Genomic DNA, 16566 nt, shown 5'->3' on the forward strand with positions numbered 1-16566 from the left:
TTTTAAGAAGATAGCATTTTTGGTGGTATAAAGATTCAAAAAATTATCATTAGGGTGTCCTTCAAACCATAAAGCTTAACTCACAAAAATCTATTCCTCCATCCCACTCAATATATCTACCACTTTCTCCTAATTTTACTTGTGAAAAAAAGTTTGGATCGGATAAAGGGGCAAACACTCCACCTTGGTTAATAATAGGTTGAAAATCTACAATAATCTAACTACCATCAGAATAAATAAGATGCAGTTTGTAGTTAGATTTAGCAGTTAAGTTGGTAATAATATAAGGCATAATTAACTGCTATTTTAAGAATTAAAAGTATAGTACTATAGCAGTCGAAGTATACTCCTAAACGTAAGTTAGAAGTCAGAAGTAATATCTGATAAATTTCAGCATTTAGGGATGTCCTAATCTTTGCTTCGACTGCTAGAAATAGCACAATAAACCTTCTAAATTTTAATCAGAAGGTAAATCGCGTAACTTACTCTGGCGTAATTTTGCCAACAAAGAGGTAGGATCAATTCCTGCATCTTGGTAAGCTTGAATAGCACGTTTACGCCAATCAAGATTCTCATCTCCTGGAAAGATCCGTCTTAATTCTCTAACTGTAGATATTGCATTAGTTGCCCAATCCTTGAATTATTCTATATTCCAGTAACATACGTCTTCTGTATAGGGTTTAGCATCAGGTTCTATTTTTGTACAAGGTGTCATCATAACTGGAATAACATCTGCTGATTGAGATAGAAAGATATCTTTATTTTCTCTAATCCATTTTGGGTGTGATGCTGCTTGTCTAACTTTGACAGATCCAAGGGTAGTTTTTGTATTTGCTCCTGATTGGTCTTCAAATACTATGCACAGGTCATCTCCAGCAATCCACCAAGGGTCTGGAGCACTATTGGTTGTAGAGTTACCTGAGTCATAACCCAATAGTTTTCCCAATTTTTCATGGCCGTCTTCAAACTTTTTACTTTGTTTGTCACGTTCCTGCTCTATCAACTTTTTACTTTGTTCGTCATGTTCCTGCTCTATCAAATGTTGCCAATCTGTCATTGGTGGATTTAGATTATCAAGAATTGTCTTTACCTCTGCCTCGAATTTTCTATCATTTACTGTACCTAATTCAATAAGTCTTTGCTCTAAACCTTCTATTATCTTACTAAGTCTTGTATCATCTTGAGAGGAGACATCATTCTCCAATGACAATCGAGAGAGTCGTGAAAACCATGTAACCTCTGGAGCAACCTTAGCGGCACGTTTAAAGTCATCTCTTGCCTTACTTTCCATAGAGGTAATTCCATTTTTAGCCCCCATCCATGCAGCGCTACCTGCAAGATAATACCAGAAAGCTCTGTAACCGCGAACATCTTCTCCACTAAGATGACTTAAAACACCTTGACAGTTAGCAACTGCTTCTTCAAAGTTACTATGCCAAATAGAATACTGATATTTCACCTCATTAGAAACTGTTTGTTTCAACTTTTCCATTGCAGGTAGTTTAGCTTGCTCTAATGACTTTCTATGATCGACTATTACTTCATCAGCTTGATTCCATTCTTCTCCATGTTCTAAAAAAGTCTGAAGGTTTTCAAGAAAATCCTTCTCTTCTACTTTTTTTGATTCATCAATTCCAAATTTAATTTCTGCCTGTAATTCAGGATGGAAAAACTTTTGTTTTTCAGGATTAAGCAAAAGATTTTCTAATTCATCTCCTAATATAACTACTGCTGCATAATCAGTGGCAGACCTTGTACAACGTCCTACTGCTTGAACCATTCTCGTTATAATTCGGTCGTTGAAAATTACACCTGCACCAAGACGAGTAACTAAAAATTTTTCTTGAATATTTGTAGCTCGCTGTAAATCTTTAACTATTAACAAGCGACATTCATCCCCTGCCAGATCGATTCCGTCATATCTATTTGCTACGACTGCAACTGCTTTATTGTGGGAGGTAAAATCTTGCTTAGAAGTTTCGATTTCTTGACTTTGAAATATTTGATATTCTGTTTGTTTTTTAATATCCTCTTTTATGCCATCTGCGTGGGGATTATCTGGCACAAGAAAAAGAGAACGAGGAGTTGATTTAATCATTTTCATTACTAAATTCAGGGAAGATTCTTTATCTAGCGAACTTCCTGGAAAAAAGAACAAGCGACGACCAATACCTTGCTTATCCCAACCTTCTGGTAATGTTAAACGATAAATATTTTCTATTCCAAAAAGGCGTTCTATTTCTCCTCCTTCTCCTAAAGTTGCAGACATATATAAACGTTGTTTTGCTTGTGAAAATGGTTTATGGGTTTTAGTAGGAGGTATTACAGGTCTAATTAATATAGCGTTAAAACTCAAATATATATGGCAGGCAAAAAGATGATCTCTTAGTACAGACCAGGGATACTTAATTTGATCGGAAGTATATTTATCTAGGAGTTCAGTTAATTCTGGTATTAGTTCATATAAATCTGATACAGGAATTTTTTCAACCCAGCTTAAATCTGACATTTCTGGGGAATTTTTTAAGATTTTTAAATAGTCTGATTCTGAGATAACTGAACGTAAAACAGAAATAATATTCTTGAAAAGTGAGTCATGTTTTTTTCGCTCAATTAATATTGACCAATATTTAGCGACATAATTTTCGGCAGCATGAGCATCATCAAGTATGATTATATTTGCATCCTGAAAAAACGAGTTGGTGTTAAATAGACCACTATATGTAGTAACAGCTAAAGTTTCTACAGTGCGGTATTCTGTCTTGATGCTAGGAGAATATTCCGTTTGTTTTCCAGTAAAAGCATTAGCTTTGATTCCATACTCATTAACAGATTTTTCAACTACTTGATTAACTAATTGAATAGTAGGGCAAAGATATACAACTTTTTCATTAAATTTCCGTCGTCGCCATTCCCCTATTAAAAGTCCAATTAGAGTTTTACCACTGCCAGTAGGAAGTTGCAAAGCTACATCAAAAACTGGATTTTTTTCATCTGAAACAAGTTTATGATATTCTCGTAATATGTCTGCTTGATGAGAAAGAAGACCTTCTATTTTACGATTTCTCAAATCTCGGTAAAGTGCTTCAGGAGTTTCAGTCGATATAGTAGAAAGTCGTATTTTTTTGAATGCCATGTTTGTGATTTGATTTTGTGAAAAAATACTACTTATATTATACTACTTAAATTTCAAAATAAAGGGCGGGATAACCGACCCTCAACCAACTTAATTTACAGAATAATTAAGGTTTAAAACCTCTCCTTTGAAGGAGAAAAAAAAGTCAATTTCTCCTTAAAAAGAAGAGGTAATTATTAATTATTAATTATTCATTATTCATTGTTGAACTATTTCCCAACACTAACTGGCATTCCCAAAATTTCCTCAATTTTCGGCATCTCTTCCAAAGGAATCACTCGCCCTTCATCCTCAAAACCAGATATCTGGTCAAAATTCAAATACCGATACAAATCCCCTGCAAACGGATCGACTTTCTCCTTCATAATCTCCAAATACTCATCTACACTAGGTATCCGCCCCAACAGCGCACACACCGCAGCCAACTCAGCGGAACCCAAATAAACACGAGCGCCTTTACCCATGCGATTATTAAAATTCCTGGTGGAAGTCGAGAACACTGTCACCCCATTTTCAACCCGTGCCTGATTTCCCATACACAAAGAACATCCAGGCATTTCCGTCCGCGCACCAGCAGCAGCAAATACCCCATACATTCCTTCCTCGCGCAACTGTTTCTCATCCATGCGAGTTGGCGGACATATCCACAATACACCTTTGACTCGCCCTGCACCTTCTAATACTTTCGCAGCAGCGCGATAGTGACCGATATTTGTCATGCAGGAACCAATAAACACCTCATCAATTTTATCCCCCGCACATTCCGACATCAATTTAATATTATCCGGGTCATTAGGAGCTGCCACAATAGGTTCCTTAATTTCATTCAAATCTACTTCAATAACTTCCGCATATTCTGCATCTGCATCCGCTGACATCAATTCTGGATTTGCCAACCATTGCTCCATTTTGGCAACTCGACGCATAATTGTCCGTGCATCTGAATAACCCCGCGCCACCATATTTTTCAACAACGTAATATTAGAACGCAAATACTCAGAAATTGTCTCGGTACCCAACTTGATCGTCGAACCAGCACAGGAACGTTCCGCCGTCGCATCAGTCAATTCAAACGCCTGCTCTACTTTCAACTCTGGCAAACCTTCCATTTCCATGATTCGTCCAGAGAACACATTTTTCTTATTCTCCAACGCTACAGTTAACAACCCTTTTTGAATCGCCACATAAGGAATAGCATTCACAATATCCCGCAATGTTACGCCCGGTTGTAACTCACCTTTAAACCGCACCAACAAAGATTCTGGCATATCCAATGGCATCAAACCCAGAGCTGCTGCAAACGCTACCAAACCAGAACCCGCAGGAAACGAAATTCCCAGAGGAAAACGGGTATGAGAATCACCACCTGTTCCTACTGTATCCGGTAACAACATCCGGTTTAACCAAGAGTGAATAATTCCATCTCCCGGACGCAACGCTACCCCACCACGAGCAGAAAAGAAATCTGGTAACTGTTTATGAGTCTTAATATCAACTGGTTTGGGATAAGCAGCGGTATGACAAAAACTCTGCATTACTAAGTCAGCACTGAAACCAAGACAAGCGAGTTCTTTCATTTCATCCCTGGTCATAGGTCCGGTGGTATCCTGAGAACCTACTGTTGTCATCAATGGTTCGCAAGCTGTTCCCGGACGAACTCCTGGTAAACCGCACGCTTTACCTACCATTTTCTGTGCTAAGGTGAAACCTTTTCCTGTATCTGCTGGCATTTGCGGACGAGTAAATACAGTGCTGGTTTCTAATCCCAGAGCGTTACGGGTTTTGTCAGTGAGGGTACGCCCAATTAATAGAGGAATTCGCCCCCCTGCTTGTACTTCGTCTACCATGGTTTCTGGTTTCAAAGTAAAAGTGGAAATTATTTCTCCTGCTTCGTTGGCAATTTCCCCTTTGTAGGGATGAATAGTTATTACCATGCCAGTTTCCATTTTGGTAACATCGCATTCGATGGGTAACGCGCCAGAGTCTTCAGCAGTGTTGAAGAAAATAGGAGCAATTTTTCCTCCTAAAATATAACCGCCAGAACGTTTATTGGGAATGAAAGGAATATCTTCCCCAATATGCCACAACATAGAATTACAGGCAGATTTCCGAGATGAACCTGTACCGACAACATCCCCAACGTAGGCAACTGGATGACCTTTTTGTTTTAATTCGGCAATTGTTTCTAACCCTTCTGGCATTTTTGATTCCAGCATCACTAATGCGTGGAGTGGAATGTCGGGACGAGTAGTAGCGTGGGGAGCAGGTGACAGGTCGTCGGTGTTAGTCTCGCCAGGAACTTTGAAGACTGTGACTGTTATTGTTTCTGGCAGTTGGGGGCGAGTGGTAAACCATTCTGCTGCTGCCCAAGAATCTACTACTTGTTTGGCGTAGGGGTTGGTTTCTGCCAATTCTATAACGTCGTTAAAAGCGTCATAGACTAACAGAATTTTACTTAAAGCTTGAGCTGCTGTATTTGCTAGTTCAGAATTTTCTGATTTGAGTAGCTCTATCAGAGATTGAACATTATAACCACCAACCATTGTACCTAATAATTCAACTGCGTAGGTGGCGGATATTAGGGGACTGGTAATTTCTCCTTTAGCAATACCTGTGAGAAATCCCGCCTTGACATAAGCTGCTTCATCTACTCCTGGTGGTATGCGATCGCGCAGTAATGCCATTAACTTTTCTTCTGTTCCTACAGGTGGACTTTTCAAAAGTTCACATAATTCTGATGTTTGTTCAGCATCTAGTGGCAGTGGTGGAATTCCTAAATCTGCCCGTTGTTTAACGTGATTTTCATAGTTGTCTAACATTGTTCGGGTGTCCTCCAGGTTTACATCGTCAATTCTATATTTTAGATATTTTTTTCAGGGATATATCTGATCCAATATCCCACCAAATATAGAATGGTAACGTAACTAAAAAAACAGTAGGTTTCAATACTTCATTATTGCTTTTCCAGTTGTCTTTTTTACAGAAACTATTGTCTATCAAATTATGATTGCTACGCTCCAGAGATTATAATTGTAGAAGACCTTGCTTAGAATCTTTACAATTAGTAGGGCTTAAATCTGAGGGCGAACATTAAACAATTACCTAAAATCTATTTACCTTCTTCATCAAAACTTTATATAAATAGTTGATCTAGACTATATTCGTGTGCTATGAATCTATTTATCTTCTTCATTAAAACTTTATATAAATAGTTGATCTAGACTATATTTGTGTACTATGGCTAATTTTTGATTGCTACCGACATGGAATTATTTGTGTGAGCAATTGCCTTTTTTGTGGCAGCGATCGCTTATATAACTAATCTTGACATATTATTTACCTACTTTAATTTTCATAAATATTTAGAAAAGATATTAAAAAAAATTTACAAATTACTTTAAAATTTAATTATTGAGATTAAAATAAGTTTATGTTGCAATATTGATAATCTATCCCAAGATGATTATCAGGTTTGATCGGGGTGTGATAATTTTTTCAGGTGCTATTTGATTTGAGAATGTAATAAATGTCACTTTTATGATTAGGGTTAGGGATCGCTAATTATTTCAGATCGATAGTGTAACATAGTCAGCAAAAAAATCAGAAAAGACAATCAAAATAAAATTAAAATAAATCAATAAAAATACAACTTTAAAAAAACAACTTTATAAATAAATTAAAAAGTTAAAATATAGGTCTTAAGTAAGCTATGAAAAAAAGAAAAAATGAAGAATTGTGGAAGAATATTGCGGAAGTAATGCCAGTAGCAATAGTAATTAGCCGTACAATTGATTGTGTAATACTTTTCAATAACAAACTCTTTGAATTTACCTTTGGACTTCCTGGTCAAAAATTAATCGGTCGTCCCAAATCAGGTTTTTACTGTAATCCTCAAGAATGTGAATTGTTGTTCGCAAATCTGCATCAAGGAGGTGTAGTGCGAGACCGCGAAGTGTACTTAAAAAAAGCAGATGGCACACCATTTTGGGCTAAGACATCAATGCATTCCATCAAGTTTAATGGGGAAACTGCAATACTGTCAATATTTTTGGACATCTCAGAACGCAAATTTGCTCAACAGTCATTAAAAAGACAAGCTTTAACTTTTGAGAATATCTATGATGGGGTAATTCTTACGGATATTCATGGTCATATTATTGATTGGAACCCAGCAGCAACTAGAATGTTTGGCTATAGCAAAACTGAAGTTTTGGGTAAGACTCCAGGCATTTTACACAAACCGCAAGAAGCTTCTGTGTTAACTCAGGAAATTCTCAAGAAGATGAAGGAAGATGGTCGCTGGGCAGGAGAAATAAACTTTATTCGCAAAGATGGTAGTGAAGGCATATGCGAAACTACAGTTGTACCGATGCTAGATAAATCTCATCAGATAGTTGCAACTATAGGAGTTAACCGAGATATTACAGAGCAAAAGCAAGCGCAAGTAAATGAAGACCTACTCTTAGATTGCCTCAAATCTCGCGAACGTCAACAAGCAGCAGTAGCATGGTTAGGGCAAAAAGCTATAGCAACATCAGATTATCATACACTGCTTGATACAGCTGCCACCATAGTTGCCAAAACTTTGAATGTAAAATTTAGCCAAATTCTAGAGTTGTTACCTGGAAATAATGCTCTGCTCCTCCGTGCTGGAGTAGGTTGGAAAAAAGGATTGGTTGGTAAAGCTACAATTACTGCTGCCAGAGAAAAGTCTCAAGCTGGTTATACTCTTTTTGTTGACAAACCAGTTACGGTCAAAGATTTTCCTGTGGAAACTAGCTTTTCAGGTTCTCCTCTCCTACATAACCATCACATCGTTAGTGGTGCTACTTTGATCATACCTAACTTGAAAATTACAGCATATCAAACAACCGATCCCGAACTTACTCATAAAGCTTGGGGTGTTTTGGGGGTTCATAGTTGTGAACATCGAGAATTTACCCAGGATGAAATATACTTTCTCGAAGCGATCGCTAATATTATTGCAACTGCCATTGAGCGTCATGCTAATCAGGAATATTTGGAACTGATGAAGCGAGCTATTGATAGCAGTAGCAATGGTATCGTGATTACTGATGCTACTCAGCGAGATAATCCCATTATTTATGTTAATCCTAGTTTCAAACGTATTACAGGTTATACAACTGAAGAACTAATTGGCAAAAATTGTCGATTTTTGCAGGGAAAATCAACAAATCAACCAGAACTTTCTAAGTTAAGAAATGCGATTTTACATGGTCAAGAATGTCATGTTATTTTGCAAAATGTACGGAAAGATGGCACATATTTTTGGAACGAACTTTTCATTTCACCAGTTTACAACTCTCAAAAGCATTTAACACATTTTATTGGTATTCAAACAGATGTTACAGAAAGATTCCGTTGGGAAACAGAATTATTTATTAAGTCCCAAGCTTTAGAAAAATTTAGTTCTAGTCTGAAACAACTGCATAGAATTGTTACTCGTAATTATCATAATATAGAAGAACTTTTTGCTGATTATCTCCAAGCTGGTTGTGAAATTTTTGGCACGGATACTGGTGTTATTGGTGAAATAAAAGAGGGATTATATATTGTTAGATCTGTACAATCAAAACAGGATTATTTTGTACCAGGAAGAAAATTTAATTTATGTGAGATTTTTTGTAAAAAAGTAGTGAAAGAACAAAAAACAGCCTGTATTGATCAGTCAGATTCCTCAGAAATAAAAGGTATGCCAATAAAAGTATATATTTGTACTCCAATATTTGTAAATAATCAAATCTATGGTACTTTATGTTTCTTATCTTCCCAAGCAAGAACTAAAGAGTTTGAATACTACGAAGAAGAAATTATTGAATTAATGGCTCAAGGTATTGGTAGATTTATAACAGCTTATCAAATAGATTTAGAACGTCAGCAAGCTGAAGTGTTACTGCGAGAAAGCGAAAAACGTTACCGTCGTTTAGTAGAATATTCACCAGAAGCTATATCAGTAATTTGGATGGAAAAAATTGTCTATATCAATACTGCTGGCGCTCAGTTACTTGGTGCAAAATCTCCAAAAGAAATTATTGGTCAATCGATCTGGAAATTTATTCACCCAGACTACATAGAATTAGAGAAGCAGAGACTGCAAAAAGTTCAGCACCAAAGACAACAAACACATTTAGAAGAAGAAAAGTTAATCACCCTGGATAGAGAAATTATAGATGTCGAAATAACTGGAATACCCTATACTTATTATGACAAGGCAGCAGTGCAGATAATGATTAGAGATATCACTCAACGCAAACAAGCACAGCAAAAACTGCTCCATGACGCCCTTCATGATGCACTGACAGGTTTACCAAACCGTACCTTATTATTTGATAGATTAGAACAAGCGCTGCGTCGGTCTAGACAACATTTAGATTATGAGTTTGTTGTTCTTTTTCTAGATTTGGATCGGTTTAAAGTAATTAACGACACCTTAGGACATTATATAGGAGATCAACTATTAATAGCGATCGCCAAGATACTCCAGAGTTGTATTAAAGCATCAGATACTCTGGCAAGATTAGGAGGAGACGAATTCACAATATTATTAGAGTATCCACCGGACATTAGCTACGCTGCTAGAGTAGCTCGTAAAATTAATCAAGAACTTGCCAAACCAATTTATATAGAAGGACATGAAATTTTTACTACAGCTAGTATTGGTATTGTTCACAGTCGCGGAAATTTTGCTAATCATAATCATACCGATAAAAATTATCCCCCTATTTGTCCTGTCTACAACAATCCAGAAGACTTACTACGAGATGCAGATATTGCTATGTATAGGGCTAAAGCTTCTGGTAAAGCCAGACATGAAGTATTTGATTTGATCATGCACGACGAAGCTATATCCTTGCTGGAGCTAGAAAATGACCTCCGACGAGCTGTAGAAATGATTAAACAAGATCCAGCTAATTCTCAATTTATCTTAAATTACCAGCCAATTATCTGTTTATCTACAGGTAAAATTACAGGTTTTGAAGCTTTGATACGTTGGCATCATCCAACTAAAGGCTTGATTTCTCCAGGACAGTTTATTCCTCTGGCAGAAGAAACTGGTTTAATTGTTCCTCTTGGAATGTGGGTATTACGAGCTGCTTGTCATCAATTAACTATTTGGCAGCAAGAGTTCTTTGGACATAAATATCAAGAAAATAATTGTCAGTTTATAGTTAATAGCACTCAAGAAATATCTTCAACATCTAACTGTTTATCTCAAGTTAACAATGGTAATGGCAATGGCAATGGCAAATGTCAGACTAATTTTCCTGCGTTTAATTCTACTTGTGAATTTCCTAACTACAATTTGACCATGAGTGTTAATCTTTCTAGTCACCAAATTTCACAACCAAATTTAGTAGAAGAAATTGACGAAATTTTGCAAGCAACAGACTGTAAACCTAATTATTTAAAACTTGAAATTACTGAAACAGTGATTATGAAAAATGTTATTTTAGCAACCACAGTATTGAATCAATTGAAAAATCGAAATATTAAATTATCAATTGATGACTTTGGTACAGGTTATTCATCATTAAGTTATCTACACCAATTCCCAATTAATAGTTTGAAAATCGATCGCTCTTTTGTTAGCCAATTAGACTTGAATGTTACTGGTCAGTCGTTAAAAATTGTTAGTGCCATTACTGCACTAGCTCATAATTTAGGCTTAGACATCGTTGCAGAAGGAATAGAAACTCAAGAGCAAATGCAACAACTAAAGCGACTTAAATGTGAAAAAGGACAAGGATATTTATTTTCAAAACCAGTGGATAGTTACCAAGCAACTAAACTACTTCGTAATTTTAACTATCATCAAATATTGCAATAGACATCTTCAGGAAAGGAGTCAGGAGTCAGGAGAGAAGAAAAAAGAAGAAACAGAAAGTTTAAGGAGTCAGGAGTCAGGAGAGAAGAAAGAAGAAGAAACAGAAAGTTTTTTGTTTGCTGGCGCACAACTACGTTAACGCAGAGCGCGTAACGGAGTTCTATCGCTAATTATCCGGACATGATATTAAGCACAACTACTATATCTAGTAGATGCTAACGGCAGTTACCCCCTAGAGATGGCGTATAATTTGATATTGTGCATAAGATCACATCCGTCTGATGGGACATACAAAAATTCTCCTATTGCCATAACTACGCTCATCTTTCTAATTCTTTCTCCTCCTGACTCCTCTTGACTTAACCATTCTATAACTGTTTAACCGAATTTGATATAAGTCCTGATATTATTTGGTAATATTATTTCTGTTGAATTAAGTTAATAATTTATATAATTAATAGTGGCAATAATCAGTACATTTCCCAATATTTTTATCCAAGTTTTTCTAGTCGGAGCATGGTTAGGAATTATTTTAATTTTTGCTGAAGTACTTAATCGTTTTGCCAAAGTAGACCCAGAAATATCACGAAAAGTAGTTCATATTGGCACAGGTAATGTAATTCTATTAGCTTGGTGGTTACAAATTCCGGCATGGGTAGGTATTATGGCTGGAATTCTCTCAGCAGCGATCGCTTTAATTTCCTACCGACTTCCCATTCTTCCCAGTGTTAATAGTGTGGGACGCAAAAGTTTAGGCACATTTTTCTATGCAGTTAGTATTGGCATTCTTATCGGTTGTTTTTGGTTTCTTGAACAACCTCAATATGCAGCTCTGGGTATTTTAATTATGGCTTGGGGCGATGGTTTAGCTGCTGTTATTGGTCAAAATTTTGGCAAACATCCTTATCAAGTTTGGGGAATGAAGAAAAGTTGGGAGGGTTCCCTAACTATGTGTTTGGTTAGTTATGCTATTTGTAGTTTGATTCTTTTGGCAGTACAAGGCAATATTTGGCCAACTTGGGTCGTTGCTATTCCTGTGGCACTAGCTGCTACTGGTTTGGAGACCTTATCAAAAATTGGTATTGATAATTTAACTGTGCCACTGGGTAGTGCTGCTCTATGCTTTTTGCTAAATCTATTTTTATAGAGGTAGGCAACAGAAAAAATAACTTAGTAATAGGTATATAAATAATATAAAATATTAATATTTTATATATCCTTTTTTAAGCTTTTAACTCAGATTCCGCACCTCAATTTTTCACATAAAAAGTATCACAAATATCAGTGGTTTGCTCAGTATTTATACTCTATAAATGATGATAATTTAACTGAGACAAAAGCCAAATTAAATTGAATAAATTAAGCATAAATACTTGATGCAGTCAGATAATTAGTCAGCATCATTCCCTACTGACTAATGCATGTCGCCAATCCGACGGCTCCCCTAAATGACTACTGACTACTTGCCCTTTATATTATGCTTTGAAGTGCCGAATGTAGGTTTTAAACTACTTATATCAAGTCTCATTGAACAAGCATAATAAACTTGGCGTTGCACAGCGACGAATGATTTGAGATTTTTGATTGAATTGGATTGTGGATTAATCAATTGCTAGAATGATTAATATTAGGTTTTTTTAGTCAGAGTCTAAACTAATTTTTGCCAATATCATTCCAGAATGTGCAACCCCATAAACTTTGCTTCTGGTAAAGCTATAGGGACTAACGATGATTAGTCCCTACATTATGGTTAATTAATTTGACTTGATATTATCTTTTCCCTTATAGGTTTAATACCCACGTGCGTCATAAGCGGTGTCTAAAATTGATTAGAGATCGACAGAGAGGAGCGTCAACTGTTCAGTATCCCGATTCACTGTTTCGGTCTTTTAGTCCTTCCTTCCTCAATAGTTCTGACAAAACTTATTTTTTTCTACTAAGCTAACAATTTTACTGAACCTTTTGTATTACTCTGCCCAATTAGGTCCGTGATAAGGGTCTCCTTCAAAAGGATTTACACCAATCATTGGATACATATCATCGCTAGGACCAAAAATGCGGCTAATTGCTTCTGATATATAAACAACAGCCTCTTCAATAGATTGGAAAATATTCATAATTTTTACCTCTTTTTTGTCAATAAAACTTTGATTTCCTTACACTTTTATTCTAGCTGCTTATTCTCTGACTTGATGATAGTTGTAATATTTATTTGGAGGTTGTATTATTTCGTAACTACTGACTATAGGGATCGACATAAAATGTGAATAATTATAGTTTTATCTTTACAATAATTTACTTTGAGCTGATACTTCTCTAGGTGAAAACTCACAGGATTATCTATTCTAGAATTTAAACTGTAGTATAACATATTGACTCCAAAAGTATTAAATGCAAGGCTGATTATAATTAAATTTACTATATTTATTGCTAATAAAATTTGAGATACAGCTTTATCTAGCTAGAAATAACTTTAGAAGTGAAGGAAGTAGAAGAGTTACTAATAGTTTTATAGACAATTATCAAAATTACCTGGACAGATATAGTATTTTTTACTATAATTAAAACTAAGAGCATTGACTTAATCAAAGAATAACGATATAATACGTAAAAAAGCATACTCGCAAGGCAGGCTGTGCTCAACCATAAGATGAAATCCATTAGAACCAAACTTAAATTAAATAATCAGCAAAAAACTCTGATGGCTCAACACGCGGGGTATGGTAGATGGTGCTATAACTGGGGTTTAAGTTTGTGGAATGCAGCTTATAAAGATGGTTATAAAGCTAATGCCCGTAGACTGAGAGAAGTTTTTACCAATCACACAAAACCTCTTTATCCTTGGATGAAAAACTTGTCGTCTAGAGTTTATCAATATGCTTTCCTGAACTTAGGTGAAGCATTTAAAAGATTTTTTCAAGGGTTAGGTAAATATCCAAGATTTAAGAAGAAAGGTAGGTCTGATTCATTCACAATAGATAATTGTGGAAAACCAATAGAACTAAACGGATGGAGTCACAAATTACCTTTTATTGGTATGGTCAAAACTTATGAACCTATTGAAGCAACAACTAAAAAAATAACTATTAGTAGACAAGCTGGCGATTGGTATTTAAGTTGCAGCTATGAATTTACTCCGACTGCAACTAATAAAACTACAGAAGCTGTAGGTGTAGATTTAGGAATTAAGACACTAGCAACACTAAGTACTGGTGAAGTCTTCAAGAGTGTTTTGCCTTACAAAAAAGCGCAAAATAGACTAGCTAAGTTACAACGACAACTGAGTAGGAAAGTTAAGCATTCAAGCAACTGGTACAAAGCTGTAGTCAAGCTAGCCGAACAACATAGACGAGTAGCTAACATCCGTAAAGATGCACTTCATAAATTGACAACTTACTTAGCCAAGAACCACGGCACTGTTGTCATAGAAGATTTGAACGTCAGCGGTATGTTAGGCAATCATAAGCTCGCGAAATCTATAGCAGACCAAGGATTTTACGAGTTTAGAAGACAGCTTGAATACAAGTGTCAATGGTACGGCTGTGAATTAGTAGTAGCAGACAGATTTTTTCCATCTTCTAAGACTTGCAGTAGGTGTGGTCATGTACAGGATATGCCTTTGAACATCAGAACTTATGACTGCCCAGAATGCGGTTTATCAATTGACCGAGACTTGAATGCCTCAATTAATTTAAGAAATGCGGTCAGCTTGACCGTCAATGCCTGTGGATGAGTAACCGCCGACGGCCTCAGTGGAAGCAGGAAGTAAACATTAAAATGTCACACTTGTGACGTTTTATGTCGGTTTTATGAAGCAGCTTAGTTAGGAAGTTGTCCAATGACACAAGAAGATCGAGAACTTTCTCTCTCGCCGGAAGATTACAGTTTGTTAACAGACCTCTACCAATTAACAATGGCAGCTTGTTATATTGGGGAAGAAATAGACCAACGGCAAGCTAATTTTGAAGTATTTGTGCGAAGACTCCCGGTCGGTTTTGGCTATCTCATTGCTATGGGTTTAGCACAAGTATTAGACTATTTAGAAAAATTTCGATTTAACCCCGCTCAAATTGAGGCTTTACAGTCAACTGGGATATTTGCTAATGTTCCTAATAAATTTTGGTCGGTTTTGGCAGAGGCTAAATTTACTGGAGATGTATGGGCAGTACCAGAAGGAACAGCTATATTTCCGAACCAACCTCTATTGCGGATAGAAGCTCCACTTTGGCAAGGACAGTTAGTGGAAACATATCTATTGAATACTCTCAACTACCAAACTTTAATTGCCACAAAAGCAGCTAGAATGCGGGATATTGCAGGCCATGATGCAAAGTTATTTGAATTTGGCACTAGACGTGCATTTAGTCCCCAAGCTAGTGTTTGGGCGGCTCGTGCTGCTTTAGCAGGTGGAATGGATGCTACTTCTAATGTTTTGGCAGCTTTGAAACTGGGTAGGAAACCAGTAGGTACAATGGCTCATGCTTTGGTGATGGCAATATCTGCCGTTGAAGGTACGGAGGAGGATGCGTTTCATGCTTTTCAACGATATTTTCCTGAAGCACCCCTATTGATAGATACTTACGATACGTCGGCAGCTACTCACCTATTAGCACAACGAGTTAAGCAGGGTGATATGCAGGTGAGTGGGGTAAGGTTAGATTCAGGAAATTTAGTCCAATTATCCCAGGAGGTACGATCGCTACTACCAGAAGTGACAATTTTTGCTAGTGGAGATATAGATGAGTGGGAAATAGCTAGACTTCAGCGGGAGAATGCTTGTATAGATGGGTATGGTATCGGTACTAAGTTGGTAACTGGTGTCCCTGTCAATGGAGTTTATAAATTGGTAGAAATAGACGGCATTCCGGTGATGAAAAATTCTACGGGGAAAGTGAGTTATCCTGGTCGAAAACAAATATATAGATATCTGGAAAATGGTCAATTGAAACAGGATTATTTGGGATTAATGGACGAAGATGTATCGAATCAAACAGAACATCAAACTGATTCTTTCATAAAATTAATGTCACAAGTAGTTAAAGATGGGAAAATAGTGCAAAAATCGGAAAATCTAGAAGCGATCGCTAAACGTACTGCTGCTTCTGTTGCTAGTTTGCCTCCAGAAATTCGTAGTCTAAAAAATCCTAATTTGTTACCAATGAAAATTTCTGATAACTTACAAGAAATTACACAAAAAACTCGGCGTTGCTGAAGAGCGTGTATAACATTAATCTTAATTACTTAGGAGTCAGTCCTCAGTCCTCAGTCCTCAGGAGGAAAGAAAGAAGAAGTAAAGAGTAGTAGAAGGAGAAAGTTTTTTTGTTTAGCTGGCGCACAACGCACGTTAACGATATGCGACAGGTCAAGCGCAGCATTCCGCATCGAAAACACGGAGTGTGGAACGGAGTTCTATTCCGCTCTTATCCAGACATAATATCATAACCTCAAATCACCAACGCCAAAAACTCAAGCTAATATCATGTCCGGTAGCATCGGTATTGTATAGCGAAAGTAAGGAAGAAGGAAGAAGGAAGAGGGAAGAAGGCTTAAAAGCTTGAAAAAACTTAAATTTCCTGTAGATATT

At 36.6% G+C, this 16566-nt stretch carries 8 protein-coding genes; 4 read left to right on the top strand and 4 right to left on the bottom strand.

The features are described 5' to 3' along the window. Positions 1-61 precede the first annotated feature (61 nt). From F6K18_RS36660 to acnB, 3 genes are all read right to left on the bottom strand, one after another. Positions 62-217, bottom strand: coding sequence for a DUF2442 domain-containing protein (locus tag F6K18_RS36660; RefSeq protein ID WP_353735096.1), 156 nt, complete (start codon positions 215-217; stop codon positions 62-64). Positions 218-640: 423 nt separating this feature from the next. Then, the gene (locus tag F6K18_RS16940; RefSeq protein WP_287522398.1) at positions 641-3136 is read right to left on the bottom strand and encodes a DEAD/DEAH box helicase family protein; all 2496 of its coding nucleotides are present in this window, start codon (positions 3134-3136) and stop codon (positions 641-643) included. 209 nt (positions 3137-3345) lie between these two features. After that, positions 3346-5955 carry a bifunctional aconitate hydratase 2/2-methylisocitrate dehydratase gene (gene acnB, locus F6K18_RS16945; protein WP_287522399.1) on the bottom strand — a complete coding sequence of 870 codons (2610 nt, stop codon included), beginning with the start codon at positions 5953-5955 and terminating at the stop codon, positions 3346-3348. Between the two features lie 890 nt (positions 5956-6845). Between acnB and F6K18_RS16950 the strand changes: the two genes are divergently transcribed. Both F6K18_RS16950 and F6K18_RS16955 read left to right on the top strand, forming a co-directional pair. Beyond that, positions 6846-10985, top strand: coding sequence for a PAS domain S-box protein (locus F6K18_RS16950; protein ID WP_287522400.1), 4140 nt, complete (start codon positions 6846-6848; stop codon positions 10983-10985). A gap of 457 nt (positions 10986-11442) precedes the next feature. Beyond that, the gene (locus F6K18_RS16955; protein ID WP_375341327.1) at positions 11443-12129 is read left to right on the top strand and encodes a diacylglycerol/polyprenol kinase family protein; all 687 of its coding nucleotides are present in this window, start codon (positions 11443-11445) and stop codon (positions 12127-12129) included. Positions 12130-12949: 820 nt separating this feature from the next. Here F6K18_RS16955 and F6K18_RS16960 read toward each other — a convergent pair. Then, positions 12950-13099, bottom strand: a complete 150-nt coding sequence (locus F6K18_RS16960; protein ID WP_192901141.1) for a hypothetical protein — start codon at positions 13097-13099, stop codon at positions 12950-12952. A gap of 533 nt (positions 13100-13632) precedes the next feature. Here F6K18_RS16960 and F6K18_RS16965 point away from each other — a divergent pair. Together F6K18_RS16965 and F6K18_RS16970 are read left to right on the top strand one after the other, a co-directional pair. Continuing rightward, a complete protein-coding gene (locus tag F6K18_RS16965; protein WP_287522401.1) occupies positions 13633-14715 on the top strand; it encodes an RNA-guided endonuclease TnpB family protein in 1083 nt (360 codons plus the stop codon). 105 nt (positions 14716-14820) lie between these two features. Further along, on the top strand, positions 14821-16194 hold the full coding sequence (locus F6K18_RS16970; RefSeq protein ID WP_287522402.1) for a nicotinate phosphoribosyltransferase: 1374 nt from the start codon (positions 14821-14823) through the stop codon (positions 16192-16194). Positions 16195-16566: the final 372 nt, after the last annotated feature.

Origin of the sequence: Okeania sp. SIO2C2, from assembly GCF_010692625.1 — a bacterium.
GTDB classification, from domain to species: domain Bacteria; phylum Cyanobacteriota; class Cyanobacteriia; order Cyanobacteriales; family Microcoleaceae; genus Okeania; species Okeania hirsuta.